We start from the raw sequence: 24,174 nt of genomic DNA on the forward strand, positions 1-24,174 counted from the left end.
TCGGACAGGTCGAGCGATTCGGCGATGCCCTGCTACTTGATGTACCGCGCGGGCCCGGTGGCCGCGTGCAGCAGGTACTCCAGGGGCCCGCGCCTGAAGTGACGGGTCCACGCGGTGGCCAGCAGCATGGTGGCGGCGATGAAGGCAAGCAGCGCAGGCAGTCCGGACATCGTCTCGTCCTCTACGGCGGCCACATGCCAGACGTCGGTCAGGAGCCAGAGGGCGACGATGTGCAGGACATAGGCGGTCAGCGCCATCGCGCCGACTGCGGAGACGGGCCTCGTCAACCGGGTCAGGCGCGGCATCCGGTCAGCGACCGTCAGGCACCCGGCGATCACCACGAACGCGACGCCCGTGTTGCCGAGGACGGAGAGGGTCGTCTGGCTGTGCGGTGCGGCCACCAGGAGCCAGGCGAGCGGTGTGCCGTTCTCGGGTTCACCGACCGTGTCGGACCACCAGGCTGAGGACGCCGAACCGCCGCCCGTGGCCGACGAGATGACGCTCAGCGCGTGCGGGACGAGACGCAGGGCAAGCCAGGAGCCGCCGTAACCGATGACCGCGAGCGCACCGCCGGTCAGGGCGAGCCGGGACCGGATCCCGGGCCGGGTGAGGTCGAGCCTGGCCACCGCCATGCCCGCGATCAGGAACGGTGCCCAGGTCAGAGCCGGGTACGAGCCGGTGAACAGCAGTTCTACGACGCCGTCCGTACCGCTGATCCGGGCCAGTGGGTCCGCCTGGACGACCGTGTCCGACCAACTGCCCTCCTCGATGGACTTCCTTACGGCGTAGAGGACTTGGGGCAGGATCAATGCGCCGACGGCGGCGATCTGCGCGAGGGTCGCGGCGCGTAGCCGGTGCAGGGGGAGCACGGTCAGGAAGAGCAGGCCGTAGCAGCTGAGGATCACCTCGACCTCGGTGTCCAGGGCGGTCAGCGCGTAGCCGAGTACCAGCAGGACTACGGCGCGGATCACGACCCTCACCGCCGCCTGGCGTCCGGGGCGGCCGGTCCGGGGACGGGGGCGGCCCGTGATGATGATCAGCGAGAACCCGGCGAGTACGGCGAACAGGGCGGAGGAGCGGCCTCGTGCGGTCTCCAGCAGGAAGCCGACGGGGCCGCCGACCGTGACGTCGGGGCCGACGTGGGCGGAGTACATGCCGAGGACGGCGAGCCCGCGCGCCAGGTCGATACCGATCAGCCGTCCGGTCGTTGGAGCGTCGGAGGGGACCGGGTGCCGCTCGGGTAACGCGGCCGGCGGCGCGGTGGGCGGTGCGTCGTGTGTCATGCCCTCAGGGTTCGCGGGCGGCGGGGAACAGCACACCCGGCGACCGTCCGGGACCGGCCCGCCGACCGGCCGGAACCGCACCGGCCGACCGGATGGTCCCTGCCGACGACAGGCCGGAGCCGAACCGGTTCCCGGGGGCGGGCGCGGGTCTGCGTGCTACCCCTTGTACGGCGGGCAGTTGAGGAGCGGAGCGCGCATGATCCGGGTACTTGTGGTCGACGACGAGGCTCTCGTCCGCACCGGCTTCACCCACATCCTCAACGCCTCGGACGGTATCGAAGCCGTGGCGGCGGTTCCCGGCGGTCAAGCCGTCCTGGCCGTACGGGAATTGGGTCCCGACGTCGTCCTGCTCGACATCCGCATGCCCGACGTGGACGGGCTGACCGTCCTGGCCGCGCTCCGCCGGCTGCCGGACCCTCCCGTAGTGGCGATGCTGACGACGTTCGACACCGACGAATACGTCGAGGCGGCGCTGCGCTCCGGCGCCGCCGGTTTCCTCCTCAAGGACACCGATCCCGAGCAACTGCCGTATCTCATCCGCGCATTGGCCGAGGGAAGAACCGTGCTGTCGTCGCAGGTCGTACGCACGGTGGTGGACGGCTTCCTCGACCAGGGCGGGCGCGAGCCCTACGCCGTCCAACTCGTCGACCGGCTGAGCGGTCGCGAGCGCGCCGTCCTCACGCTGATGGCCGAGGGTCTCTCCAACACCGATATCGGCGACCGGCTGCACCTGAGCACCGGCACCGTCAAAGGCCATGTCAGCGTCGTCTTCGAGAAGTTGCGGGTCGACAACCGCGTGCAAGCCGCACTGGTCGCCGAACGGGCCGGGCTGCTCAAGCCGCCCGAGGACGGAGCCGCCCGGTGAACCCACAGCCGAATCCCCGACCGAATCCCCAGCCGAACTCCCGCCGCCCGCATGCCCTGTTGCTGGACGCGCTGCTGGTCTGTGCCGCGCTGCTGGACCTGTGGGTGAACCTCGACAGCGAGAACCACCCGGCCACCGCCTACGGCCTCCTCGCCGCCCTGGCTCTCACCCTGCGCCGCCACCGGCCGCTGCTCGCCTTCGCCCTCACGCTCCCCTCCGCCCTGATCGGTGACGCGGCGTTCGCCACGATGGCCGCGCTGTACACGCTCTCCTCGCTCTGCCGGCACCGCACGCTGCTCATCGGCTGCGCTCTGGCCTTCGCCACCGTCGACTTCATGCCCTGGCCGTGGACGTCCCTCGACGTCGACGAACTCGACGAGACCTACAGCCTGGTGCACCTCACCTACACCCTCGCCACGGCCGCCGCCCCGGTCTTCCTCGGCCAACTCGTCCAGGCGCGGCGCGAGTTGACGCTCCGGCTCGCGGAGATCTCAAAGGCCCGCGAGCAGGAGCAACTGCTCAGCGCTCAGGCCGTGTTGGCGAAGGAACGTGCCCAACTCGCCCGCGAGATGCACGATGTGGTCTCCCACCAGGTCAGCCTCATCGCCGTGACCGCCGGCGCACTCCAGGTCGGCAGCCCGGACGCCGAGGCCCGAGCGGCCGGGGCCACGATCCGCCGGCTCAGCGTGCAGACCCTGGAGGAGCTGCGCCACATGGTCGGCGTCCTGCGCGCCTCCGGTATCCGTCCCACCGAACTCACCCCCCAGCCCTCCCTCGCCGACCTGCACCAGCTGATCGCGGTCAGCGGCATCGAGACCGAACTGGACACAGACCTGCCCGACGGGCTCCCGCCCACCCTCCAACGCGCCGTCTACCGCACGGTCCAGGAAGCCCTCACCAACGTCCGCAAACACGCCCCCGGCGCCACCGCGACGATCCGCATCCACCACCGCGACGGCGCCCTCCGAACCACCGTCACCAACACCACCGCCACCCGCCCCGCACTCCCCCTCCCCGGAGCCCACCACGGCCTCGTCGGCCTGCGCCAGCGCGCCGAACTCCTCGGCGGCACCATCACCTCCGGCCCGACGACCGACGGCGGCTACGAACTCCACCTGGAACTGCCGGCCCCCTGACCGGCACATCCCGGGGGCCCGAGCAGAATGCTTGACCAGGCAGAACGCTGAGCACCTCGGTCTCAGTTCTGGTCTCATCCACCCTCGTCCGACGCCGTCCGGGAGCACCGCCACCACCCACCTCGCCCCAGGCCAGAACACCCCCTGTCCCCACCGAACCCCCGCACGAGGACTTGGAGAGCGTGTTGGGGCAACCTGTCACGAGTTCAAATCTCGTCCCCTCCACACCCACCCACCAGGGCGAACGAGGGGCCGCATCTGAGCAAGGAACGCACGCCGCCCTCGGGCCACGTCAACGAGGTCACGGCCCTCCCAGTTGATCCCGTCAGGCTTGCGGATGGACCAGCGGGTGAAGGGCTGGCCCAGCCTGGTCGGGCGAGTGGTGGCCGTCTGCGCGACGAAGTCCTCGTCGTCAGGGCTGAGCAGGCGGGTACAGACTCCCGCCCACCGAGGGTCCAACAGGCCAGACCGGCCTCGTTGAACCGGTGGATGACATCCCGGACGGTACCTTCATCAGCCAGCAGGGGTACGCCGTCCCAGGGCAGGTGACTCCCCTCCGACTGGAATACCCCTGTGGCCGTATCGATTGCTTCCCTTGTACCGATCGCGGGAGGGGGACACTGGTGGCTGACCTGATGCTGTTCCGGCAGGACGCCGAGGGCCGGGACGTCGAGCTTCGGGGCTCGACGGTGGCGCTGGAGGTTGAGCTGCAACGCCGGGTCGAGGCGAGGATGGAGTCGATGCTCCGCATCCGCTTCCTGGCATCGGAGTAGCCCGACCGGTCCGTGGCACCGGGTTCGGATCGACACACTCGGACTCGACGAGAACAACACCCCCGTTGATCGAGTACACGAAGGGCCCCGACACCGGCGTCGTGTCGCAGGCCGTCTCGTACCTGTCGTGGCCGGACTCGGCACGTCATGAGTTCGAGGCGCTGCTCAAGGAGAAGCTGGGCGCTGAGGCAGCCGAGGCGATCGACTGGCGGAACCCGACACCACCCTCGAACGCGCAGGCCAGATCCAACACGAGCGGGACCAGGTCATGGCCCTCATGGAGGGCTCACAACCCTGATCACTGCAGCTCTACGAAAGCCGGGCCAAGGAGATCCGCAACGTCGAAGGCTGGCACTACGCGGACGAGCTGTCCTTCCAAGACCCACGCTCGTTCGGACAGCCGACTACCTGGCCAACCGGATGGATCCCGACCAGCCTTCACAGACCGACCACGCCCAGGTCGCCCTCGCCCGATCCACCTCCGGCCACCGGGAAGAGACCACTCCCATGCTCATCCGTGTGCAGCGCCTGCGAGGGCACCGCCAAGGTGGAATCGACATCAGTGACTTCGACACGGAGCCGCTCACCGTTCCAGCGGACGCTCACCACGCCTGCGGCGTGCGTGTGCGTGTGCGTGACCGAGTTCGCGACCAGTTCCCGGGTGAGCAGTTTCAAGTCGTGGGTCAGTTCTTCATCCAGGTCCAACCCAAGTCCCCGAGCACGGTCCCGCGCCTCTGGCACCGCCTCGATCAGAGCCGGGACGGTGAACGCGTAGGGCGATCCTTCGAGCGGGCGCGGCATAGCTGGGAACCTCTCGACAAGCAGCGGCTAAGAAGTCGGCACGGTCCCCCGAAGCGAATGGCTCGCGCAGCGCCTTCACCAGACAGTCCCATGCGCGTCCAAGCCCGTGACCTTCACTGCGGCAAGGTCGATACTTGTCGGAGGGGCGTTCCAGCCGCCCTCGCCCGGCCAACTCCAGAGACCTGACGACCCGTCATCAAAGTCAGCATTAAGTCAGCATCAGTACCGCCAGAGCCCGCTACGCACCGCCAAGGACCGCCAAGATCGACAACTGACCAAACCCACTCTGACCAGCAAAGATACAGGCCAGAAGCCCATCCGTTAGCCCCGCCAGGAGGTACCCATGAAGATGCTGATCAACGTCGCGGAAACCGTGGTCACGGACGCGCTGCGAGGCATGGCGGCCGCCCATCCCGAGTTGACCGTGGACGTCGAGAACCGGGTGATCGTACGGCGGGACGCTCCCGTGGCCGGGCAGGTGGGGCTTGTTTCCGGTGGGGGGTCGGGGCACGAGCCGTTGCACGGGGGGTTTGTCGGGCCGGGGATGTTGTCGGCGGCCTGTCCTGGTGAGGTGTTCACGTCACCGGTGCCCGATCAGATGGTGCGGGCCGCGGCCGCTGTGGACAGTGGCGCCGGGGTGCTTTTCATCGTGAAGAACTACACGGGGGACGTCCTCAACTTCGACATGGCGGCCGAGCTCGCCGAGGACGAGGGCATCCAGACCGCCAAGGTGCTGGTCAATGACGATGTCGCCGTAACCGACAGCCTCTACACCGCGGGGCGGCGCGGCACCGGTGCGACGCTGTTCGTGGAGAAGATCGCCGGGGCCGCCGCGGCCGAGGGGCAGCCGTTGGACCGGGTGGCGGCGATCGCCCGGCAGGTCAATGAGAACTCCCGGAGTTTCGGTGTCGCGCTCAGCGCCTGCACCACCCCCGCCAAGGGCAGCCCCACCTTCGATCTGCCGCCGGGCGAGCTGGAGTTGGGCGTCGGTATCCACGGCGAGCCGGGCCGGGAACGGCGGGCGATGATGACCTCCGGTGAGATCGCCGACTTCTCCGTCCACGCGATCCTTGAGGACATGTCGCCGCGCAACCCGGTCCTGGTCCTGGTCAACGGCATGGGCGCGACCCCGCTCCTGGAGCTCTACGGCTTCAACGCCGAGGTCCACCGCGTCCTCGGCGAGCGCGGCGTCGCCGTCGCCCGCACACTGGTCGGCAACTACGTCACGTCCCTCGACATGGCGGGGGCCTCGGTCACCCTGTGCCAGATCGACGAGGAACTGCTGCGGCTGTGGGACGCGCCGGTGAAGACGCCGGGACTGCGCTGGGGCATGTGACCCGGCGGCACACCCGGTCAACTCACCCACCACGCAAGGAGATCCCGTGCTCGACGCCGACTTCTTCCGCCGTTGGATGACGGCGACCGCCGCCTCCGTCGCCCGCGAGGCGGGACGGCTCACCGACCTCGACTCACCCATCGGCGACGCCGACCACGGCGCGAACCTGCAACGCGGGTTCACCGCCGTGACGGCCACCCTGGAAAAGGAGGCACCGGACACCCCGGGTGCCGTCCTCGTGCTCGCCGGACGCACCCTCATCTCGACGGTCGGCGGCGCGTCGGGTCCGCTCTACGGCACGCTGCTGCGCCGCACCGGCAAGGCGCTCGGGGATGCCACCGAGGTGAGCGAGGAGGAGTTCGCCGTCGCGCTGCGCACTGGAGTGGACGCGGTCATGACCCTCGGCGGTGCCGCGCCCGGCGACAAGACCATGATCGACGCGCTCGTCCCGGCGGTCGCCGCGCTTCCGGACGGTTTCGCCGCGGCACGGGCCGCCGCCGAGGAGGGCGCCGTGGCCACCACACCCATGCAGGCCCACAAGGGCCGGGCGAGCTATCTCGGGGAGCGGAGCATCGGACACCAGGACCCGGGCGCCACGTCCTCGTCGCTGCTGATCGCCGCACTCCAGGAAGCCGCGACCGCGGAGGCCACCGGTGAGTGACAAGAAGCTCGTGGGCATCGTGCTGGTGTCGCACAGTGCGGAAGTCGCCGCCTCCGTGGCCGAGTTGGCGCGCGGTCTGTCCGGCTCGGGCACCTCGGTACCGCTCGCCGCCGCCGGCGGCACCGAGGGCGGCGGGCTCGGCACCAGTTCCGAACTCATCGCCGCGGCGGCCGCGTCCGTCGACCGCGGCGCCGGAGTCGCCGTCCTCACCGATCTCGGCAGCGCCGTACTCACCGTGAAGGCCCTCCTCGCCGAAGGCGACGAACTCCCGGCCGGCACCCGCCTGGTCGACGCCCCGTTCGTCGAGGGCGCGGTGGCCGCCGTCGTCACGGCGTCGACGGGAGCGGACCTGGACGCGGTGGAGGCGGCGGCCACGGAGGCGTACACCTATCGGAAGGCGTGAGGCGGGGTCGGGGCCGCAGCGGAGGGCGTGAGTCAGGCGCCGTAGCGGAAGGTGTGCGGCGGGAACCGCAGCGGATGGCGGAGAGCAGACGGCGCTCGGCGCTCGGCAGCGGTCATGGGCCGGTCGCTCCCAGCGAAACCCACCAACCCGACCCACCAGCCCTACCCACCTGACCGCCCCATCGGATCGAGCCGCTGATCCGAGCCCCCATATCGAGCCGCCCGGGCCCCACTCTCCACCCGCCGACGCCGCCCGCCCGAGCACGCCAATGCCCCCGGCCAAGACGCAGTCGCGCCCGCCCCTGCCCAGCCCCGCCCTGCCCGCCCTGCCCCAAGGCGCACTCCCCCTACGGCACCTAAGAAACCCCCTCCGCCGCGATCGCCAGCGCCGAGCGCAACGTCTCCGCCACCTCGGCCTCGCCCACCGCCTCCCCCACCCCCGAGTCCGCCCCGGACTCGCTCGCACTCCACGCGAACCGCTCCACCGCCGCCCGCAGCGCCGCGTTCAGCATCGCCGCCTGGATCATGGGCCGTAGGTCGTCGGCCGGTAGGCCCGCGCGGTCGGCCAGGGCTCGGGCGAACGCCGGTTCCGCCTCGTCGTAGGTCTGGAGCCAGATTGCGCGGAGGCCAGGTTCCGTGCGGGTGAGGCGGACGAGGGCGCTGCCTGTGGCGCCGTCGGGGCCGGTGGCGGCGAGGAGGCCGGTCGCGAGGGCCTGGTCGAAGAGTTCCGACAGGGGGTGGCCGGGGCGCCACTCCCGCAGGCGGGCGGCGATCACGTGGATGCCGGCCGAGAAGAGTGGTCGTACGCAGCTCTCCTTGCTCGGGAAGTAGCGCCACACGGTGCGCGCGGAGACACCGACCGCCTGGCCGATCTGTTCGCCGGTGGTCGCCGCGACGCCCTGGGCGACGAACAGCTCCACCGCGGCCCGGGCGATCTCCAGGCGGATCTCGGCCTTGCGTGACTCGGTGAGAGGTGGTCGTCCCGTGCGTCCGCTGGGTGCGGTCATCAGTTCCCCTCCGGCTGCGGTCGTGACGTCCCGGGATTCTCCCCCATGTCTCCCGCACGACTTTATGTCACTCGCAGACATTAAGTCGTAGGGTGAGAGGAACCCGGGCGGCACAGAGCCCTCGAACCTCGGACAGGAGCACCTCATGGCCACTGGACTCGACGGACGCAGCGTCATCGTCACCGGAGCGGGTTCGGGCATCGGGCGTGCCGCCGCCCTGGCCTTCGCCGCGGAAGGTGCCAAGGTCGTCGCCGCCGACCTGAACGCGGACGGCGCCGGGGCGGTCGTCAAGGAGATCGAGCAGGCGGGCGGTACCGCCGTCGCGGTCACGGGCGACCTGAGCGAACAGGCGGTCGTGGACGAGGTGGTCGCGACCGCCGTGGAGCGGTTCGGCGGGGTCGACGTCCTGGTCAACAACGCCGGGATCATGGACCGCATGTCGGCACTGGCGGACGTGGCGGACGCGGAGTGGGAGCGGGTCATCCGGGTCAACCTGACCGCGCCCTTCCTGCTCACCCGGGCCGCGCTGCCGCACATGCTCGAGGCCGGCCGGGGCGCGATCGTGAACACCGCCTCCGAGGCGGGCCTGCGGGGCAGCGCGGCGGGCGCCGCCTACACGGCCTCGAAGCACGGGGTGGTGGGTCTGACCAGGAACCTCGCCGTGATGTACCGCAAGCAGGGCATCCGCGCGAACGCCATCGCCCCGGGCGGGACGGCGACCAACATCTCCGTGGAGGCCGACCGGGCCGCCCACGGTCCGGCGGCGCTCGGCCCGCACTTCGTCAACGTCGGCCGCCTGGCCCGGCCCGAGGAGCAGGCCGCCGCCATCGTGTTCCTCGCCTCGGACGCGGCGAGCAACATCAACGGCGTGATCCTGCCGGTCGACGACGGCTGGTCGGCGGTCTGACGACCCTGCCCCGGAGTGCTCGGCAGGCCGCACCCTACGACCCCGGACTCCCAGCGGCGCCCTGCACGAACAGCCGCGCCAGCCGCTGTCCCGTCTCCACGGCCGCCGCGTGGTCCTCGATGGGCTTCACCTGCGAGTCCTTGAACACGATGTAGGTGACCCCGGCGTCCGTCCCGCCGCCGCGCGGGTCGGTGCGGATGCCCAGCCCCTTGGCCGTGGCGTACGACGCCTCGCCGATGATGTCGTGCGGACCGACGTCTCCTACGACGGCGTACTGCACCCGGTCCCGGTAGACGACGGCGGCGACCGAGCCGCCGCCGACGCCGTGCTCCCGGTGGTTCCAGAGGGCGCTCGCGGCGGGGACCACGATGTACGGGAGCCGTTCGGCGTTCAGATAGCGGCCGTCGGACTGCTGGTAGGCCGTCATGGAGGAGAAGAGCGGGTCGGTGCGCGCGTTGCAGCGGGCGCCGGCCTGGCCGTCGCAGTCGATGTCCAGGTCGGCCTTCCAGTAGACGGCCTCCTTGGTGCCGCAGACCGGGATCGTCGCGCGCCCCCCGTCGTCACTGCGGTACCGGCCCCGCGAGACGGGCACGCAGTCACGCACCTTGGCCAGCAGGTCGGCGGCGCGTACGTCGCCCTCGCGCAGCGCAGCCGGCCCCGCCTGAGGTCGGACGAACGCGACAGGGGCGGCGGCAGGCAGCATGGTCGGGGCGAGCAGGGCGGCGCCGGCCGCGGCCAGCGTCAGCGACTGGACACGCACGATAGAGGACCCTCTCCTGGGGGATCTGACGGACACTCAGCCCACCCTGGTACCGGTCCGATCGGGCGGCCACCGGTAGGGGGCCGGACGGTGCACGCCCCGAACTCCGGGCGGAAACCGAACCCCTGAGTCCGTGCCCTTCCCGACGGAGGCCGGGACTCTGAGCCCGTGTCACTCCTGACGGAAGCCAGGCTCTGAGCCCATGTCACCCCCGACAGAAACCGGGAACCCTGAGCTCGCGCCGCTCCCGACCGGGACCAAGACCCTGAGCCCGCGTCCTCACCAACAGAGACCGGGACCCCGATACCGCCTCACTCCCGACGGGGGCCGGGGACCCGAGCCGGTATCGGCTCCGGCCACCCGACCGCCCGCGCCGGCGCGGGATCAGCGACGACAGCGGTCCGCGCCACCGGCATGAACTGCCCACTCTCAGGGGCGAGTTCAGCCGTGCGGACTTCAGCATACGTAACCCCCGTGACCGGTCGGCAACGGCGCCCCTCTTGATACGGCCGCACCACCCGGGCCATATTGGTCCGGACCTTTTCCGTCGTGTGGTGCCCGCGTGATGCCGGGGAGGCAGAATCGTGCGACGCGTCCGTGCCACCCCCACCCTCTTCCGTGCCACCCTCGCTCTCCCCCGTACGGTCCTGGTGTGCGCCGCGCTCCTGCTGCTCGCCTCCTGCGGCATGACCGGCGAGGAGGACGGCCGCGCCCCCGGCGCCCCGGCAGGCGTCACGGCCGCGGCGGGGAGCGCGACCAGCGTGCACGTCATGTGGGACGCGGTGACGGCGGACCCGGGCATCGGCACCTACGAGATATACCGAGGCGCCACGAAAGTGAAGGAAGTAGCGGGTTCCGAGCACATGGTGGATGTCACCAGGCTCCGGCCCGCCACCCTGTACTCCTTCACCGTGCGGGCCCGGGACACCGACGGCCGCCTGGGTCCGAGCAGCCGGACGGTCCGGGCGCGGACACCGGTCGCCGTCGCGGCCGACCACTCGGCACCCACCCGTCCACGCACCCCGCAGGGCCGCGTCATCGGCAGCCGGGCGGTCCAACTCTCCTGGGGCGGCTCGACGGACGACCGGGGTGTGGTGTCGTACGACATCTATCAGGGCGGGGCGAAGGTCCACAGTGTGGGCGGAGCACAGACCGCGACCGTGGTGACAGGGCTACGGCCGAGCACGCGCTACTCCTTCACCGTGCGGGCGCGGGACGCCTCCGACAATCTCTCGCCCGCGAGCACGGCAGTCCCGCTCACCACCGCGCCGGGCAGCGACGACGGGAGCGGCACCGCCCCCACGGACTTCCGCGCGACCACGCACCGGGGCGACGACGGGGCGTACTACATCGACCTGTCCTGGGTGCCGCCGCGCACGGACGGGATCGTCACGGAGTACCAGATCCAGCTCGACGGGAAGCCCGCCACCTCTCTGGTCTGGGGCGGGACCGCGCCGCGCGATCACGCGAAGTACAGCTTCTACGCCAGCAGGGATGCCGGGGTCAGCCATCGGGTGCGGCTCCGGGCACGGTTGCCGGACGGTACGTGGGGCGGGCTCTCGGCGGAGCGGACGGTGACGACGGGCGATGCGGGGGCGTAGGGGAACCGTAGGACTCGGCGACATAAATCCGGTCGCTGGAAGCGCAGTTGGGGCGCGAGCCGTTCGATAGGCAACCGCGCGGTGTCGTTCCGGCCTCGGTCGCGGACCAGTCGGCCGCGCAGGTCGCGGCGCCCTTGTCCGCGCCGGCCGTCGTAGCGGATCGGGGTGCTCTCGGCCCGGACCGGTCTCCGGACCCCGTGCACATCGCCTGTCCTGCCGAGCTGCTGTGCACCCGGGGGCCGCCCGCCCTGGCATCGCCGACCGGGGAGGGTGCGCGGCAGCGGGTGGGTCCGGGGGGCGGACGATCTCCTCGACGGGCCGCGGGGCAGGCGTTTCGATCTGGTGATCGCCACCGCCCGACCGCGCGGGCGGACGTCGACCTGGGAGCCGTTGCCGGACGAGCAGTTCGCACTGGTCACCTCGCCCGCGTGGGCGGAGCGCGTCGGGGCCGGGCGGGTCACGGCCGAGGGCCCGCCGCGCTGCACGGGGTGCCGCTCGTGTCGTACCCGAGGATCCGCCCATCACGCGCCTCTGCCGCGCGGGTTTCCAGCGGCGGTCGCGACCGGAGCCGGGATCACCGTCCTCCCCCGCCATCTCCGCCTGGCCGAGTCGGCGTCCGGCGCGCTGGTGCCGCTGCCCCTGCCGGTGCCCGAGGACCCGCCGATCAACACCTCATATCTGACCCGGCACCCCGGCTCCTCCGACAACCCGCACGTCACCCTCGTACGGGAGCGGCCGCTCCGCGCGGCACCCACCAGGTGAACCCACGGGACCCCGCCCGTGCCCCTGACCGCGCATCACCCCTGAGCCGGACGAAGGAATCCGTCACCTGCCCGGTCCCCGTCCGCATGCGGGACGGGCCGGGGGCGCGTTGGCTTCCTTGGAGGCAGCACGGCCGTTTCCCGATCCCGGCGGCGCAAGGGATGTTCCGCCAACCGTGCCGCCGGAGGGCAGTCCCATGCGCACTTTTCAGCTACTACTCCGCTCCGGCCTGACCGTGACAGCCGCCGCCGCTCTTCCCCTCGCCCTGACCGCCGGAACCGCCGGCGCGGCGTCGGGGATCTCCGTGAGCACGACCGGGACCACGGTCTCGGTCACGACCAGCGCGTGCTCCCAGAACCGCACCACCGGCGTCTGGGGCACCGGCTCGCTCCTCACCAGCAGCCAGGGGAGCTTCGCCGAGGGCCGCAAGGCGACCCTGGCGGGGACGACCATCAGCCAGTCCACCGCCTGGACGAACGTCACCCCGGGCACCTACACCGTCATCGTCATGTGCCAGAACGCCAGCACGCCCGCGGGCACCCAGTCCGTGATCGTGTCCAGGTCCACGACCCCCACGGTCTCCGCCACGGCCTCGCCAACGCGCGGTGTCATGGGCGGCCTCGGCGGGGCCACCAAGGACTACGGCCCGCTCACCCTGGCGGCGGGCGGGGGCCTGGTCGGAGTCGGCGTCATCGCGACGGCCTGGTTCCTGCGCAGGCGCGCGAAGCCGTACCGCCTCTGACCGTCCACGACCACGAGGGGCCGCCCGGTGACCGGCGGCCCCTCCCTCATGTCCTACGACGACTCGCCCCCACGCGCTACGGCAGTTCGGCGAACTCCTCGATCGCGTGCGTGAGCCACTGCGTCCAGAAGGTCTCCAGGTCGATGCCGGCGCGCAGCACGAGGTGCTGGAGCCGGTCCTGGGGGCTGTCGCGGCCGGGCGGGAAGTCGCGCTCCTCGATCTCCTCGTACTCCGCCAACTGCCGCTGGTGCAGGGCGAGATGGCGGCGCAGGTCATCCTCGATACCGTCCGTGCCGACCACCGCCGCCGCGCGCAGTCGCAGCAGCATCGTGTCGCGCAGCGGCTTGGGGTCCTGGGAGGACGCGGTCCAACGGGCCAGTTCGGCGCGGCCCGCTGGCAGGACCTCGTAGCGCTTCTTCTGGCCGCGGGCCGGCTGCTCGGACGCGAGTGCCCTGATCTGGCCCTCGGACTCCAGTTTTCCCAGCTCGCGATAGATCTGCTGGTGCGTCGCCGACCAGAAGTAACCGATCGACCGGTCGAAGCGCCGGGTCAGCTCAAGACCCGAGGACGGCTTCTCCAGAAGGGCGGTGAGGATCGCGTGCGGGAGTGACATGGAGGTCATCCTAGGGACGGGCCCCGGTCCTGGGGACGGGCCTCAGAGGGCGGCCGCGACCTCGGTGCCCTGCTTGATGGCCCGCTTGGCGTCGAGTTCGGCGGCCACGTCGGCACCGCCGATGAGGTGCACGCTGCGGCCGGCGGCGGTCAGTTCGTCGTAGAGGTCTCGGCGCGGGTCCTGGCCGGTGCACAGGACGACCGTGTCCACCTCCAGGACCGTGGAGCGGCCGTCGACGGTGACGTGCAGCCCGGCGTCGTCGATCAGGTCGTACTGGACGCCCGGGACCATGGTGACGCCCCGGTGCTTGAGTTCGGTGCGGTGGATCCAGCCCGTGGTCTTGCCGAGTCCGGCGCCGACCTTGGTGGCCTTGCGCTGGAGGAGGTGGACGCTGCGCGGCGGGGCGGGCCGCTCGGGTGCGGTGAGGCCGCCGGGGGCCGCGTAGTCCATGTCGACGCCCCAGGCGCGGAAGTACGTCGCCGGGTCCTCGCTCGCCTTGTCGCCGCCGTCCGTGAGGAACTCGGCGACGTCGAAGCCGATGCCGCCCGCGCCGAGGATCGCGACGCGGTCGCCGACGGGGACGCGGTCGCGCAGGACGTCGAGGTAGCCGACGACGCTGGGGTGGTCGACGCCGGGGATGTCGGGGGTGCGCGGGCTGACGCCGGTGGCGACGACGACCTCGTCGTAATCGGCCAAGTCATCTGACGCCACAGGGGCGTTGAGGCGTACGTCGACTTCGTGCTCGGCGAGCTGTGTGCGGAAGTAGCGCAGCGTCTCGTCGAACTCCTGCTTGCCGGGGACCTGTCGGGCGACGTTGAGCTGTCCGCCGATCTCGCTCGCGGCGTCGAAGAGGGTGACCTCGTGACCGCGTTCGGCGGCCGAGACCGCACACGCCAGACCTGCCGGACCCGCACCGACCACCGCGACGCGTTTGCGCAACCGCGTTGGGGCGAGGACGAGTTCGGTCTCGTGGCAGGCGCGCGGGTTGACCAGGCAGGAGGTGATCTTCCCGCTGAAGGTGTGGTCGAGGCAGGCCTGGTTGCAGCCGATGCAGGTGTTGATCGCGTCGGAGCGGTCGGCCGCGGCCTTGGCGACGAAGTCCGGGTCGGCGAGCATCGGGCGGGCCATCGACACCATGTCGGCGTACCCGTCGGCGAGCAACTGCTCCGCCAGTTCAGGGGTGTTGATGCGGTTGGTGGTGACGAGCGGGACCGAGACCGCGCCCATCAGTTTCTTCGTCACCCAGGTGTACGCCCCGCGCGGCACCGAGGTCGCGATGGTCGGGATGCGGGCCTCGTGCCAGCCGATGCCGGTGTTGATGATGGTCGCCCCGGCGGCCTCAACTGCCTTGGCCAGCCTGACGACTTCGTCGAGCGTGGAGCCGCCCGGCACGAGGTCCAGCATCGACAGCCGGTAGACGATGATGAAGTCCTCGCCGACCGCCTCGCGCACCCGGCGCACGATCTCGACGGGGAAGCGCGTCCGGTTCTCGTACGAGCCGCCCCAGCGGTCGTCGCGGTGGTTGGTCTGCGCGGCGATGAACTCGTTGATGAGGTAGCCCTCGGAGCCCATGATCTCGACGCCGTCGTAGCCGGCCTGCCGGGCGAGGCGGGCCGCGCGGGCGTAGTCCTCGACGGTCTGCTCGACCTCGTCGTCTGTGAGCGCGCGGGGCGGGAAGGGGCTGATCGGCGCCTGGACGGCGCTCGGCGCGACGAGGTCCTGGTGGTAGGCGTACCGCCCGAAGTGCAGGATCTGCATCGCAATCCGCCCGCCCTCGCGGTGCACGGCGGCGGTGATCTCGGCGTGCTGCGCGGCCTCGGCGTCGGTGGTCAGCTTGGCGCCGCCCTCGTAGGGCCGGCCGGCCTCGTTGGGCGCGATGCCACCGGTGACGATCAGGCCGACTCCGCCACGCGCGCGTGCCGCGTAGAACTCCGCCATGCGCTCGAAACCGCGCTCGGCTTCCTCCAGGCCTATGTGCATGGAGCCCATGAGGACGCGGTTGGGCAGTGTGGTGAAGCCCAGGTCGAGCGGGTTCAGCAGGTGCGGGTAACGGCTCATCGAGGCCTCCGTGCGCGGTGTCGTGCCTCTTTTGTAGAGGACGGGGAGGCCTTTATGCAACTAGTTGCACAATCGGGAGTGGGTCATGGGGTGGGCCATGGGAAGGGCCCTGGGGGCATCCGGCTCCCGATTCACAGGGATTTATTACCGCTTCTTTATCGCCCGCCCCGGAGAATCACAGGCAGGCGTGCCGGTGGGATGCCGCGCGCGTGGCCTAGGGAGCGAGCCGTGACGCACGATCCTGAGCACGAAGCCGACGACAGCGCGGCGGTACCTCCGATGCCCGACCACGCGCCGGAGTGGGAGGTGCTCACCGGCCCCGGCGGAGCTGAACGCGATGGCGGTCTCGACCGGTTGTGGCGACAGCGGTCGAGGCGGTCCCGGGCGGTGATCGCCGTGGCCACGGTGGGTGTGCTGGCGCTCGGCGGGACCGTCGCCTACGCGGCGACCTCGGGGGGCTCGGGCAGCGACGCCGTACCGGCCGCAGCCGCGTCCCCGTCGGGCACGCCGTCGCCCGGCGGGCCCGGCTTCCGGCACGGTGGCGGCTTCGGGCTCGGCGGCGCGGCCGTGCACGGCGAGGCGACGGTCAAGGACGACGCCACCGGCAAGTGGGTCGTACGGATCTGGCAGCGCGGAACGGTCACGAAGGTCGACGGCGACCAGGTCACCGTCAAGAGCGACGACGGCACGTCATGGACCTGGACCGTGGGCTCAGCCGCCACGCCCCAGGGCGCCACCGCCCTCAAGAAGGGCGACACAGCCTCCCTGACAGGCACCCGCTCCGACACCGGCACCCGCACGGCCGACCGGGCCTTCACAGGCACCTTCGACCGCAAGGGCCCAGGCGACGGCCGGGGCGGCCCGGGCGGCCGAGGCCCCTGGGGACACGGCAACCACGGCCCAAGCGCAGCACCCACCCCGTCCAACGGCGCCCCGAGCCCGGCACCCAACCCGTCCGGCAGCGACGCTACGACCTGACGGGCACCCCCTCCGACGCAGGCACCGCGCACCGAGCTTTCACGGGCGCCTTCGACCACCAGGGCCCGAGCGATGGACGAGGCGGGCCGGGGACGCATCGACCACGGCCCAAGTGCCCGTACCCAGCCCGTCCGAAGGCGCCCCGAGCCGGGCCCCCAGCCCGTCCGGCAACGACGCTACGACCTGACAGACACCCCTTCCAACGCGGGCACCCGCACCGCCCACCGAGCCGTCACCGGCACCTCCGACCGCAAGGACCCGAGCCCAGCACCAGCCCGCCCGACAGAACCCCGAGCCCCGCCCCTCCAGCAGCCGCGCTACGGCCCGACCGGCCCCGCCACCCCGACGCCGATCACGACGTTCGCGTACAACTCCTCCGAGTACACCGACCGCGTCTCCAGCCCGGCGCGCGTGAACGCCTCGACCGCTGACGGGAGTTGACGCTCACTCGTCTCGACGAGGAGGCAGCCGCCGGGGGCGAGCCAGTCGGGGGCGCCGGTGGCGACCTCGCGGAGTATGTCGAGGCCGTCGATGCCGCCGTCGAGGGCGACCAGGGGTTCGTGTTCGCGGGCCTCGGCCGGTAGCAGACCGACCTCGCCCGTGGGGACGTACGGCACGTTGGCCGCGAGGATGTCGACGCGGCCGCGCAACGCGTCGGGCAGCGCCGCGTACAGGTCGCCCGTGTGGACCTGGCCGCCGTAGGGGGCGACATTGCGGCGGGCGCAGCGCGTGGCGGCGGGGTCGATGTCGGCGGCGTGCAGTTCGACCCGGCCGAGGGCTGAGGCGAGGGCCGCGCCGACCGCGCCCGAACCGCAGCACAGGTCCACGACGACGGACGCGTCGGGGGCGTGCGCGAGGGCCTGTTCGACGAGGAACTCGGTGCGGCGGCGGGGCACGAACACGCCGGGTTCCACGTCTATGCGCAGGCCGCTGAACTCGGCCCAGCCGACGACGTGTTCGAGGGGCAGACCCACGACCCGGCGGTCCACCATCGCGGTGAGTTCGTCCGGGGTGCGCGCGGCGGCGAGGATCAGTCGCGCCTCGTCCTCGGCGAAGACACAGCCCGCCGCACGGAGCGCGGCGACGACGGAGGCGGGGGAAAGAGAGGGCATGAAAGCCGAGAGCCTTTCGGGAGGCAACCGAAGGGCGCTCTCGCGGTCACCTACCGGCGGTGATCCGCGTTGTCCTGAGGTGAGAGCACCCGACCTGACACAGCGGTAATGGGTCTCACCTCCCAGGAGTTCAGGGCCGCGACTGTCCGCGACCGGGGGGCAACACTACCCCAACCACCGGGCCCGCGAAGGGCCGCCCTCCTGTCCGAGTTGTACTCTGCAACAACCGGGTGAACTAGGGAGATTCCAGTGCGAGCGGACCAGGCCGTGGAGACCATCCAGCGCGAGATGACGGCCTTCGCCCGGCGCGCCCGAGCCTCCGCGGGCCGCCTCCACCCCGAGCTGTCACTGGTGTCGTACACCCTCCTCAGCCACCTGGAGGAGCAGGGCGGCTGCCGGGCCACCGACCTCGCCGCGCACTACGCCCTCGACAAGTCCACGGTCAGCCGTCAGGTCGCCGCCCTGGAACGCGCCGACCTCATCGAGCGCCGCCCCGACCCCGAGGACCACCGCGTCCAGGTCCTGCACCTCACCGCCGCCGGCCGCCGGATCCTCGCCCAGGTCACCGAGAACCGCCAGGCCGCCTTCCGGGAGCGGCTCGCGGACTGGCCCGAGGAGGACCTGACCCGGTTCGCCGGCTATCTGGAGCGCTACAACGCTTGGCCGGGCGGGGAGTCGGACGACGGCTGAGGGGGCACCGGCCCCTTCGGTTCTACGACACCCCCACGGGCCGCGTCTGGGTGAGGTGCTCCGGCGCCCGCGCCGCGAGGAACGCGGTGTTGAGGCGCAGGCGGAAGCCCAGGGACTCGTACAGCCGGATGGCGGTCGCGTTGCTCGCGCCGGTGTGCAGGAACGGGGTCTCGCCGCGTTCACGGATGCCGTGCGCGACAGCCAGGATGAGGCGGCTCGCGAGGCCCTCGCCGCGGGCGGCGGGGTCGGTGCAGACCGCGCTGATCTCGGTCCAGCCGGGCGGGTGCAGACGTTCGCCGGCCATGGCTATGAGGGCACCGTTACGGCGGATGCCCAGGTAGGTGCCGAGTTCGATCGTGCGGGGCAGGAAGGGGCCGGGCTTGGTCCGTTCCACCAGGTCGAGCATCTCGGGAACGTCGGCGGGGCCGAGGACGATCGCCTCCGGCTCCGGTGCGGCGGCCAGCCCGTCGTCCACCATCTGCACGCCGTCGATGTGGAAGGTGATCTCCCAGTCGTCCGGCACCCGGTCCCGGAAGCCGAGGAGCGGGATCTCGGCGCCCGGGGCGGACATCGCGGCGACGTCCGCCCAGTCGTCGGCGTCGGGCTCGTCGGGCAGGGCCAGCCACGGGGTCACGTCGACCGGGTAGCGCAGCACCCGTCCACGCTGCTCGGCGAAGTGCGCGTGCGGGCCGGTGAGGGCGGCACGGGCCGGGTTGTCGAGGACACGTTCGTCGGACGTGCTCATACGGCGACCTCGATCACGATCTTGCCGCGGGCGTGACCGTCCTCGACGGTGCGCAGGGCCTCGCCGGCCCGGTCGAGCGGGAAGGTCTGGGTCACGTGCGGGTCCAGTTGGCCCCTGATCACCAGCTGCGCGAGCGCGTCGAGGACGGCGGAGGTGCGGGCTCGTTCGACACGGGCTCCGCCGAGCTTCTCCACCTCGGGGGCGGGCGCCCCGGCGGTGATCAGTTTCGTGGGGTCGGTGAGGAGGCCGGCGGCCGCGGCGAGGACCTCGCCGCCGACGAGGTCGTAGGCGCCGTCGACGCCGTCCGGGGCGGCGGCCCGTACGCGTGCGGCCAGGTCGGGTCCGGAGGGGACGTGGACCGCGCCCAGCGACTCCACGAAGTCCTTCTTGCCCTCGCTCGCCACGCCCACGGCGCGCAGTCCCAGCGCGCGGGCGATCTGCAGGGCCGCGGAGCCGACACCGCCGCCCGCGCCGGTGACCAGCACGGTCGCGCCGGCGGGCAGGTCGAGCTGACGGATCCCGTCGTACGCGGTCGCCGCGGCGACGGGCAGGGTGGCGGCGTCCGTGAAGGACAGCTCGGCGGGCTTGTGCGCGGTGACCGTGGCGGCGAGCAGGGCGTACTCGGCGTATCCGCCGGCCACCGTGCTGCCGAACACCTCGTCGCCGACGGCGAATCCCTCGACTCCGGCACCGATCTCCCGTACGACTCCGGAGACCTCCTGGCCGAAGACCGCGGGGAACGCGCGTGAGCCGGTCTCGCCGGGCCGTCGGTAGCCGTTGCGCTGCTTCCAGTCGACCGGGTTCACCCCGGCCGCGCGCACCGCGAAGAGGACTTCACCGGGACCAGGGCTGGGCTGGTCGACCTCGACGAGCGCCTCGGTCTCGGGTCCCCCGTAACGCGTGAAGACGTACGCCTTCGGCATCTGTTCCCTCACTCTCCTTCGCAGTCACCGGATCAACCTGTGGTCACGACATCAGCACGACCACGGGCTGTCCGCACTCAAGCCGCCGCCACTCGAACCGCCACTCAAGCCGCACTGAAACCAAGGTCGATCCCCGGGCGCCTATTCCCCCGCACGCGGAGAGTTCATACGGCCGCAATGATCGGCGGTCGCCCTCGGACCTGGGCATACCTCGTGGACGCGTACCGTTGAAACGAGAAACCACTGATCACGCTCGCCCGGCGGACCCGCGCCGCAGCGGCCTGGAGGCTCCACCCGTATGCACGTCACCCGAGGCTTCACCGGACGCCCCCGCGTCCCCGACGCCGGCCTGCCGCCCGGCCAGTACGACGCGGGCGACGACTGGCCCGTCCTGTCCGCCGAGGTCACCCCCGACCTCGCACCGGCCGACTGGACGTTCCGCGTCGACGGACTCGTGGAACAGCCGCGCACCTGGAACTGGACGCAGGCGCACGAACTGCCCGCGTCCGCCTACGAGGGCGACATCCACTGTGTGACGAGCTGGTCGAAGTTCGGGGTGCGGTTCGGGGGCGTCTCGCTGGACGCGTTCTTCGATGTGGTGCGGCCCCATGTGTCCGCCACACATGTGGTCGCGTATTCGCACACCGGGTACACCACGAACCTCCCGCTCGAAGACGTGACCGGTGGTCGGGCCTGGATCGCGTGGGAGTACGACGGCAAGCCGCTGCCCGCCGAGCACGGCGGTCCCGCCCGGCTGCTGGTGCCGCACCTGTACTTCTGGAAGAGCGCCAAGTGGATCGCGGGCCTGCGTCTCCTCGACCACGACGAGCCGGGTTTCTGGGAGCAGAACGGCTATCACGCCCGGGGCAACCCCTGGGAGGAACAGCGGTACTCCGGTGACTGACACCTTCGCGCCGACCACCAAGTTCGCGGTGCCGGGACGCATCGCCGTGAGCAACCGCGCCGCCGCCGTGTGGCAGACCGCCACGCTCACCGAGATCCGCCGGGAGACCCCGCACGCCGCCACGTTCCGGTTCGCGGTGCCCGGCTGGGCCGGACATCTGCCCGGCCAGCACCTGATGCTGCGGCTGCGCTCCGAGGACGGCTATGTGGCGCAGCGCCACTACTCGATCGCCTCGCACCCGGACGACGCCGGGCATGTGGAGCTGACCCTGGACCACGTCGAGGGCGGCGAGGTGTCGGGCTGGTTCCACACGGTGGCCAGGCCCGGTGACGAGGTCGAGGTGCGCGGCCCGCTGAGCGGCTTCTTCGCCTGGCCCGGCGACCGGCCCGCGCTGCTGCTGGGCGCCGGCTCCGGGGTCGTACCGCTGATGTCGATGCTCCGGCAGCACCGGGCGCGGGACCTGTCCGTGCCGCTGCGGCTGGTGGTGTCGGCGCGCAGTCCCGAGGAGTTGATCTACGCGCGCGAGTACGGCGCGGAGACCACGGCCGTGTTCACGCGCAGTGCGCCGGAGGGTGTGCCGGTGGGACGTATGGCCGCCGCACATGTGGCGCCGCTCCTGGCCGAGCAGCCCGCTGGTGGGTGGGAGGCCTATGTGTGCGGCTCCAACGGCTTCGCCGAGCATGCCTCACGGCTGCTGGTCGAGGCGGGCCAGCCGGTGGACCGGATTCGCATCGAGCGGTTCGGCTGAGGATCGGCTGCACGCGGCCTCCCGGTCGATCCACTCCTCCTCCGGTTGAGAGAAGTACCTCGGAGGGGGTACGACTTCTGTGTGGACGCTCGCATGCGTGCGCGGTGTCGAGGCGGCGGCGGACCGGCCCCACAGGGGGCTTCCGGCCTTACGGTTCCTCGGCTCCGGTGACGGCGAGGAGACCGACATGCGGACCCGGGTACGGAGTCGACGCCGACGGCGGAATCCGCTGCGGCGCCGGTCGGATGTCGTGGAGGCGTGGACGGCGCTGGCCGTGACCCTCCTGCTGTTCGTCGGCGCGCCCCTGGCCGGCGCCGCCGCGGGCCTGTGGGCCCACGACCAGGCCCGGACCATCGCCGCGACCCAGCGCGCCGACCGTCATCGCGTCCACGCGAAGGTGATCGGCAACCCGCCCGCCCAGCTCCCCTCCGTGGAGGGGGACCGCCCACGCAGCTTCCCGGTGGCGGTGCGCTGGACGGAACCGGGCAAGGGGGCGCGTACGGCCACGGTCGCGGTCCCTGCGGACACGGGACGCGGTGACGTCGTGGACGTATGGCTCGACGCCAAGGGCCACAGTGTCGCCCCGCCACCCGGTGAAGTGGCCGTCTGGCAGCACACGGTGACCGTCGGCGTGTGGTCGGCGGCCGGAGTGATCGGCGTGGCCCTTCTCGCGCGGGCGGTGACCCAACGGGTCTCCCTGCGACACCGGTTGGCCGAGTGGGAACGGGACTGGGCGCTGACGGAACCGCAGTGGACCCGACGGCGGGCGTGACGGACGGGATGCAAGTGGGAGCCGGCTGACGGACGGGGGCGCTGGCGTGACGGACGACGGGCCGTGACGGAGGGCGGGCGCGGCACATCAGCCGTGACCACCCCGACCGGTCTCGCACCCCAACAACCCAGCCGCACAAGGAAGTTGGGCCGTCCACACACACCCACCCCACAGCGACCGACCCTCAGCCCCTACCCCTCCCCCGCTACACCCCCCGCTGCATCCGCCGGGCAACCCGCCCATGGTCCCGCAGCACATCCCCCAACCCCGCCAGCACCGGCTCGCCCCGCTCCACCAGCACCCGCCCGCCCACCACGGTCGTCCACGCCCGCGCGGGCCCGCACCGCAGCCACGCCTCGACGGGGTCACTCACCGCCCCGGCCAGCGCGACCTCGTGCAGGTCCCAGACGACCAGGTCGGCACAGGCCCCCGGCCGCAGATGCCCCAACTCGTCAGCCCGGCCCAGGCACCGCGCCGAACCCCGGGTGGCGATGTCGAGGGCGTCCCGCGCGGTCATCGCACCGGGCCCGCCCCGGTAGCGCCCCAGCAGCAGAGCGCCCCGAGTCTCCATCCACAACGAGGCGTGATCGGTCGAGGCGGAACCGTCGCAGCCGATGCCCACCGGCAGCCCCAGCTCGCGCATCTCCTTCACCCTTGCCGTGCCGCCCCCGATGAGCATGTTGGAGCTGGGGCAGTGGGCCACGCCGATGCCCGCGGCGGCGAGGCGGCGCAGTTCGTCGTCATTGGGGTAGATGCAGTGCGCGACCCAGGTGCGGTCGCTCATCCACCCGGTGTCCTCGAAGTACTCGACGGGCCGGCAGCCGTAGGTCTCCAGGCAGTAGGTGTCCTCGTCGCGGTCCTCGGCGAGGTGTGTGTGCAGGCGGACGTCGTACCGCTCGGCGAGTTCCGCGGTCGCCGTCATCACGTCCTTGGTGACCGAGAACGGTGAGCAGGGGGCGAGCGCGACCCGGATCAGCGCGCCCGGTTCCGGGTCGTGGTGGGCCTTGATCAGCCGCTCGCTGTCGGCCAGCACCTCGTCGGTGCTCTGTGTGACGCTCCTCGGCGGCAGTCCCCCGTCCTCGACGGAGCGGGTCATCGAACCGCGGGTCGCGTGGAAGCGGAAGCCGATGTCGCGGGCGGCGCGGATCTCGGCGTCGACGAGATAGGGGCGCGGATGCACATAGAGGTGGTCGGAGGATGTGGTGCAGCCACCCATGAGGAGTTCCGCCATACCGACGTACGCCGACACGTACGCGGCCTCCTCGTCGAGGCCCGCCCACAGCGGGTAGAGCGTGGTCAGCCAGTCGAAGAGGGTGCCGTTGACGGCGGGGGCGTAGGAGCGGGTGAGGTTCTGGTAGATGTGGTGGTGCGTGTTGATCAGGCCGGGGGTGACGAGCCGCCCGGTCGCCGAGATCGTCGTAGCCGCATCGGGTTCGGACCCTCCCGCGCCGACGGCGGTGACCCGACCACCCGTGACGGCGACCCAGCCGCCCGGGATCTCCCGCCCGCCGTCCACGACGAGCAGTTCGGCGTCCTTGACCAGCAGATCCACGGCAGACGACATGCCGACATGGTAGGCGCGGGGCGCCGCACGA

The 24,174-nt window shown here is 71.7% G+C and carries 25 protein-coding genes and 1 pseudogene; 15 read left to right on the forward strand and 11 right to left on the reverse strand.

The window, feature by feature from the left end:
• Positions 1-32: 32 nt before the first annotated feature.
• Positions 33-1,283, reverse strand: coding sequence for a DUF418 domain-containing protein (locus OG496_RS06890; RefSeq protein ID WP_405970025.1), 1,251 nt, complete (start codon positions 1,281-1,283; stop codon positions 33-35).
• A 196-nt stretch (positions 1,284-1,479) separates the two neighbouring features.
• On the opposite strand from OG496_RS06890, the gene OG496_RS06895 reads away from it, so the two are divergent.
• Both OG496_RS06895 and OG496_RS06900 read left to right on the forward strand, forming a co-directional pair.
• Positions 1,480-2,148, forward strand: coding sequence for a response regulator (locus OG496_RS06895; RefSeq protein ID WP_405970026.1), 669 nt, complete (start codon positions 1,480-1,482; stop codon positions 2,146-2,148).
• 59 nt (positions 2,149-2,207) lie between these two features.
• On the forward strand, positions 2,208-3,284 hold the full coding sequence (locus OG496_RS06900) for a sensor histidine kinase (protein ID WP_405976575.1): 1,077 nt from the start codon (positions 2,208-2,210) through the stop codon (positions 3,282-3,284).
• Between the two features lie 330 nt (positions 3,285-3,614).
• Here OG496_RS06900 and OG496_RS06905 read toward each other — a convergent pair.
• A pseudogene (locus OG496_RS06905) lies at positions 3,615-3,829 on the reverse strand (helix-turn-helix domain-containing protein); the annotation flags it as partial.
• 78 nt (positions 3,830-3,907) lie between these two features.
• Here OG496_RS06905 and OG496_RS06910 point away from each other — a divergent pair.
• Positions 3,908-4,057 carry a hypothetical protein gene (locus tag OG496_RS06910; protein WP_405976893.1) on the forward strand — a complete coding sequence of 50 codons (150 nt, stop codon included), beginning with the start codon at positions 3,908-3,910 and terminating at the stop codon, positions 4,055-4,057.
• A 438-nt stretch (positions 4,058-4,495) separates the two neighbouring features.
• On the opposite strand, the gene OG496_RS06915 is transcribed toward OG496_RS06910, so the two are convergent.
• Positions 4,496-4,858 (reverse strand): ATP-binding protein, encoded by a 363-nt coding sequence (locus tag OG496_RS06915; RefSeq protein WP_405970027.1) that lies wholly within the window; start codon positions 4,856-4,858, stop codon positions 4,496-4,498.
• A gap of 343 nt (positions 4,859-5,201) precedes the next feature.
• Between OG496_RS06915 and dhaK the strand changes: the two genes are divergently transcribed.
• Genes dhaK through OG496_RS06930 form a run of 3 tightly spaced genes read left to right on the forward strand, consistent with a single transcriptional unit; the run spans position 5,202 to position 7,258 of the window.
• Entirely contained in the window at positions 5,202-6,194 is a 993-nt protein-coding gene (gene dhaK / locus OG496_RS06920) for a dihydroxyacetone kinase subunit DhaK (protein WP_405970028.1), read from the forward strand.
• 46 nt (positions 6,195-6,240) lie between these two features.
• Positions 6,241-6,855, forward strand: a complete 615-nt coding sequence (gene dhaL, locus OG496_RS06925) for a dihydroxyacetone kinase subunit DhaL (RefSeq protein WP_405970029.1) — start codon at positions 6,241-6,243, stop codon at positions 6,853-6,855.
• Positions 6,848-7,258 carry a PTS-dependent dihydroxyacetone kinase phosphotransferase subunit DhaM gene (locus OG496_RS06930; protein WP_405970030.1) on the forward strand — a complete coding sequence of 137 codons (411 nt, stop codon included), beginning with the start codon at positions 6,848-6,850 and terminating at the stop codon, positions 7,256-7,258. The genes dhaL and OG496_RS06930 overlap by 8 nt, the downstream gene beginning before the upstream one ends.
• Positions 7,259-7,613: 355 nt before the next feature.
• Here the strand turns inward: OG496_RS06930 and OG496_RS06935 are convergent, their stop codons facing one another.
• On the reverse strand, positions 7,614-8,264 hold the full coding sequence (locus OG496_RS06935) for a TetR/AcrR family transcriptional regulator (RefSeq protein WP_405970031.1): 651 nt from the start codon (positions 8,262-8,264) through the stop codon (positions 7,614-7,616).
• Positions 8,265-8,409: 145 nt separating this feature from the next.
• On the opposite strand from OG496_RS06935, the gene OG496_RS06940 reads away from it, so the two are divergent.
• Positions 8,410-9,171 carry an SDR family NAD(P)-dependent oxidoreductase gene (locus tag OG496_RS06940; protein ID WP_405970032.1) on the forward strand — a complete coding sequence of 254 codons (762 nt, stop codon included), beginning with the start codon at positions 8,410-8,412 and terminating at the stop codon, positions 9,169-9,171.
• A 34-nt stretch (positions 9,172-9,205) separates the two neighbouring features.
• Here the strand turns inward: OG496_RS06940 and OG496_RS06945 are convergent, their stop codons facing one another.
• Positions 9,206-9,931: a glycoside hydrolase family 75 protein gene (locus OG496_RS06945; RefSeq protein ID WP_405970033.1), complete on the reverse strand. Its 726-nt coding sequence runs from the start codon at positions 9,929-9,931 to the stop codon at positions 9,206-9,208.
• 584 nt (positions 9,932-10,515) lie between these two features.
• Between OG496_RS06945 and OG496_RS06950 the strand changes: the two genes are divergently transcribed.
• From OG496_RS06950 to OG496_RS06960, 3 genes are all read left to right on the forward strand, one after another.
• The gene (locus tag OG496_RS06950; RefSeq protein WP_405970034.1) at positions 10,516-11,532 is read left to right on the forward strand and encodes a fibronectin type III domain-containing protein; all 1,017 of its coding nucleotides are present in this window, start codon (positions 10,516-10,518) and stop codon (positions 11,530-11,532) included.
• A gap of 270 nt (positions 11,533-11,802) precedes the next feature.
• Complete coding sequence (locus tag OG496_RS06955) at positions 11,803-12,294, forward strand: hypothetical protein (protein WP_405970035.1); 492 nt, start codon at positions 11,803-11,805, stop codon at positions 12,292-12,294.
• Positions 12,295-12,490: 196 nt separating this feature from the next.
• Complete coding sequence (locus tag OG496_RS06960) at positions 12,491-13,036, forward strand: hypothetical protein (RefSeq protein ID WP_366494982.1); 546 nt, start codon at positions 12,491-12,493, stop codon at positions 13,034-13,036.
• Between the two features lie 76 nt (positions 13,037-13,112).
• Here OG496_RS06960 and OG496_RS06965 read toward each other — a convergent pair whose 3' ends face one another.
• The gene (locus OG496_RS06965; RefSeq protein ID WP_366494983.1) at positions 13,113-13,649 is read right to left on the reverse strand and encodes a PadR family transcriptional regulator; all 537 of its coding nucleotides are present in this window, start codon (positions 13,647-13,649) and stop codon (positions 13,113-13,115) included.
• 42 nt (positions 13,650-13,691) lie between these two features.
• Entirely contained in the window at positions 13,692-15,707 is a 2,016-nt protein-coding gene (locus OG496_RS06970) for an FAD-dependent oxidoreductase (RefSeq protein ID WP_405970036.1), read from the reverse strand.
• Positions 15,708-15,935: 228 nt separating this feature from the next.
• Here OG496_RS06970 and OG496_RS06975 point away from each other — a divergent pair, with 228 nt between their 5' ends.
• Entirely contained in the window at positions 15,936-16,685 is a 750-nt protein-coding gene (locus OG496_RS06975; protein ID WP_405970037.1) for a hypothetical protein, read from the forward strand.
• A gap of 317 nt (positions 16,686-17,002) precedes the next feature.
• Here the strand turns inward: OG496_RS06975 and OG496_RS06980 are convergent, their stop codons facing one another.
• Complete coding sequence (locus tag OG496_RS06980) at positions 17,003-17,797, reverse strand: putative protein N(5)-glutamine methyltransferase (protein WP_405970038.1); 795 nt, start codon at positions 17,795-17,797, stop codon at positions 17,003-17,005.
• A gap of 249 nt (positions 17,798-18,046) precedes the next feature.
• Here OG496_RS06980 and OG496_RS06985 point away from each other — a divergent pair, with 249 nt between their 5' ends.
• Positions 18,047-18,487, forward strand: coding sequence for a MarR family winged helix-turn-helix transcriptional regulator (locus OG496_RS06985; protein WP_405970039.1), 441 nt, complete (start codon positions 18,047-18,049; stop codon positions 18,485-18,487).
• Positions 18,488-18,509: 22 nt separating this feature from the next.
• On the opposite strand, the gene OG496_RS06990 is transcribed toward OG496_RS06985, so the two are convergent.
• Positions 18,510-19,232 (reverse strand): GNAT family N-acetyltransferase, encoded by a 723-nt coding sequence (locus tag OG496_RS06990; protein ID WP_405970040.1) that lies wholly within the window; start codon positions 19,230-19,232, stop codon positions 18,510-18,512.
• Entirely contained in the window at positions 19,229-20,155 is a 927-nt protein-coding gene (locus tag OG496_RS06995; RefSeq protein WP_405970041.1) for an NADP-dependent oxidoreductase, read from the reverse strand. Before OG496_RS06995 ends, OG496_RS06990 begins: the two co-directional genes overlap by 4 nt.
• 298 nt (positions 20,156-20,453) lie before the next feature.
• On the opposite strand from OG496_RS06995, the gene OG496_RS07000 reads away from it, so the two are divergent.
• The 3 genes from OG496_RS07000 to OG496_RS07010 all read left to right on the forward strand — a co-directional run bounded on the left by OG496_RS07000 (position 20,454) and on the right by OG496_RS07010 (position 22,579).
• Positions 20,454-21,059 carry a sulfite oxidase-like oxidoreductase gene (locus OG496_RS07000; protein ID WP_033278661.1) on the forward strand — a complete coding sequence of 202 codons (606 nt, stop codon included), beginning with the start codon at positions 20,454-20,456 and terminating at the stop codon, positions 21,057-21,059.
• Positions 21,052-21,807, forward strand: coding sequence for a ferredoxin reductase (locus OG496_RS07005; protein ID WP_405970042.1), 756 nt, complete (start codon positions 21,052-21,054; stop codon positions 21,805-21,807). The genes OG496_RS07000 and OG496_RS07005 overlap by 8 nt, the downstream gene beginning before the upstream one ends.
• A 97-nt stretch (positions 21,808-21,904) precedes the next feature.
• Entirely contained in the window at positions 21,905-22,579 is a 675-nt protein-coding gene (locus OG496_RS07010) for a hypothetical protein (protein WP_366494991.1), read from the forward strand.
• A gap of 205 nt (positions 22,580-22,784) precedes the next feature.
• On the opposite strand, the gene OG496_RS07015 is transcribed toward OG496_RS07010, so the two are convergent.
• Positions 22,785-24,143 carry an 8-oxoguanine deaminase gene (locus OG496_RS07015; protein ID WP_405970043.1) on the reverse strand — a complete coding sequence of 453 codons (1,359 nt, stop codon included), beginning with the start codon at positions 24,141-24,143 and terminating at the stop codon, positions 22,785-22,787.
• Between the last annotated feature and the right edge of the window lie 31 nt (positions 24,144-24,174).

It is taken from the genome of Streptomyces sp. NBC_00988, from assembly GCF_045162645.1.
Taxonomy (GTDB): Bacteria; Actinomycetota; Actinomycetes; order Streptomycetales; family Streptomycetaceae; genus Streptomyces.

What these genes read in the sequence shown, in the direction of transcription:
- OG496_RS06890 (WP_405970025.1), bottom strand. Translation starts at nt 1,283, where the DNA reads ATGACACACGACGCACCGCCCACCGCGCCGCCGGCCGCGTTACCCGAG.
- OG496_RS06895 (WP_405970026.1), top strand. Translation starts at nt 1,480, where the DNA reads ATGATCCGGGTACTTGTGGTCGACGACGAGGCTCTCGTCCGCACCGGC.
- OG496_RS06915 (WP_405970027.1), bottom strand. Translation starts at nt 4,858, where the DNA reads ATGCCGCGCCCGCTCGAAGGATCGCCCTACGCGTTCACCGTCCCGGCT.
- dhaK (WP_405970028.1), top strand. Translation starts at nt 5,202, where the DNA reads ATGAAGATGCTGATCAACGTCGCGGAAACCGTGGTCACGGACGCGCTG.
- OG496_RS06935 (WP_405970031.1), bottom strand. Translation starts at nt 8,264, where the DNA reads ATGACCGCACCCAGCGGACGCACGGGACGACCACCTCTCACCGAGTCA.
- OG496_RS06940 (WP_405970032.1), top strand. Translation starts at nt 8,410, where the DNA reads ATGGCCACTGGACTCGACGGACGCAGCGTCATCGTCACCGGAGCGGGT.
- OG496_RS06960 (WP_366494982.1), top strand. Translation starts at nt 12,491, where the DNA reads ATGCGCACTTTTCAGCTACTACTCCGCTCCGGCCTGACCGTGACAGCC.
- OG496_RS06965 (WP_366494983.1), bottom strand. Translation starts at nt 13,649, where the DNA reads ATGTCACTCCCGCACGCGATCCTCACCGCCCTTCTGGAGAAGCCGTCC.
- OG496_RS06970 (WP_405970036.1), bottom strand. Translation starts at nt 15,707, where the DNA reads ATGAGCCGTTACCCGCACCTGCTGAACCCGCTCGACCTGGGCTTCACC.
- OG496_RS06980 (WP_405970038.1), bottom strand. Translation starts at nt 17,797, where the DNA reads ATGCCCTCTCTTTCCCCCGCCTCCGTCGTCGCCGCGCTCCGTGCGGCG.
- OG496_RS06990 (WP_405970040.1), bottom strand. Translation starts at nt 19,232, where the DNA reads ATGAGCACGTCCGACGAACGTGTCCTCGACAACCCGGCCCGTGCCGCC.
- OG496_RS06995 (WP_405970041.1), bottom strand. Translation starts at nt 20,155, where the DNA reads ATGCCGAAGGCGTACGTCTTCACGCGTTACGGGGGACCCGAGACCGAG.
- OG496_RS07000 (WP_033278661.1), top strand. Translation starts at nt 20,454, where the DNA reads ATGCACGTCACCCGAGGCTTCACCGGACGCCCCCGCGTCCCCGACGCC.
- OG496_RS07015 (WP_405970043.1), bottom strand. Translation starts at nt 24,143, where the DNA reads ATGTCGTCTGCCGTGGATCTGCTGGTCAAGGACGCCGAACTGCTCGTC.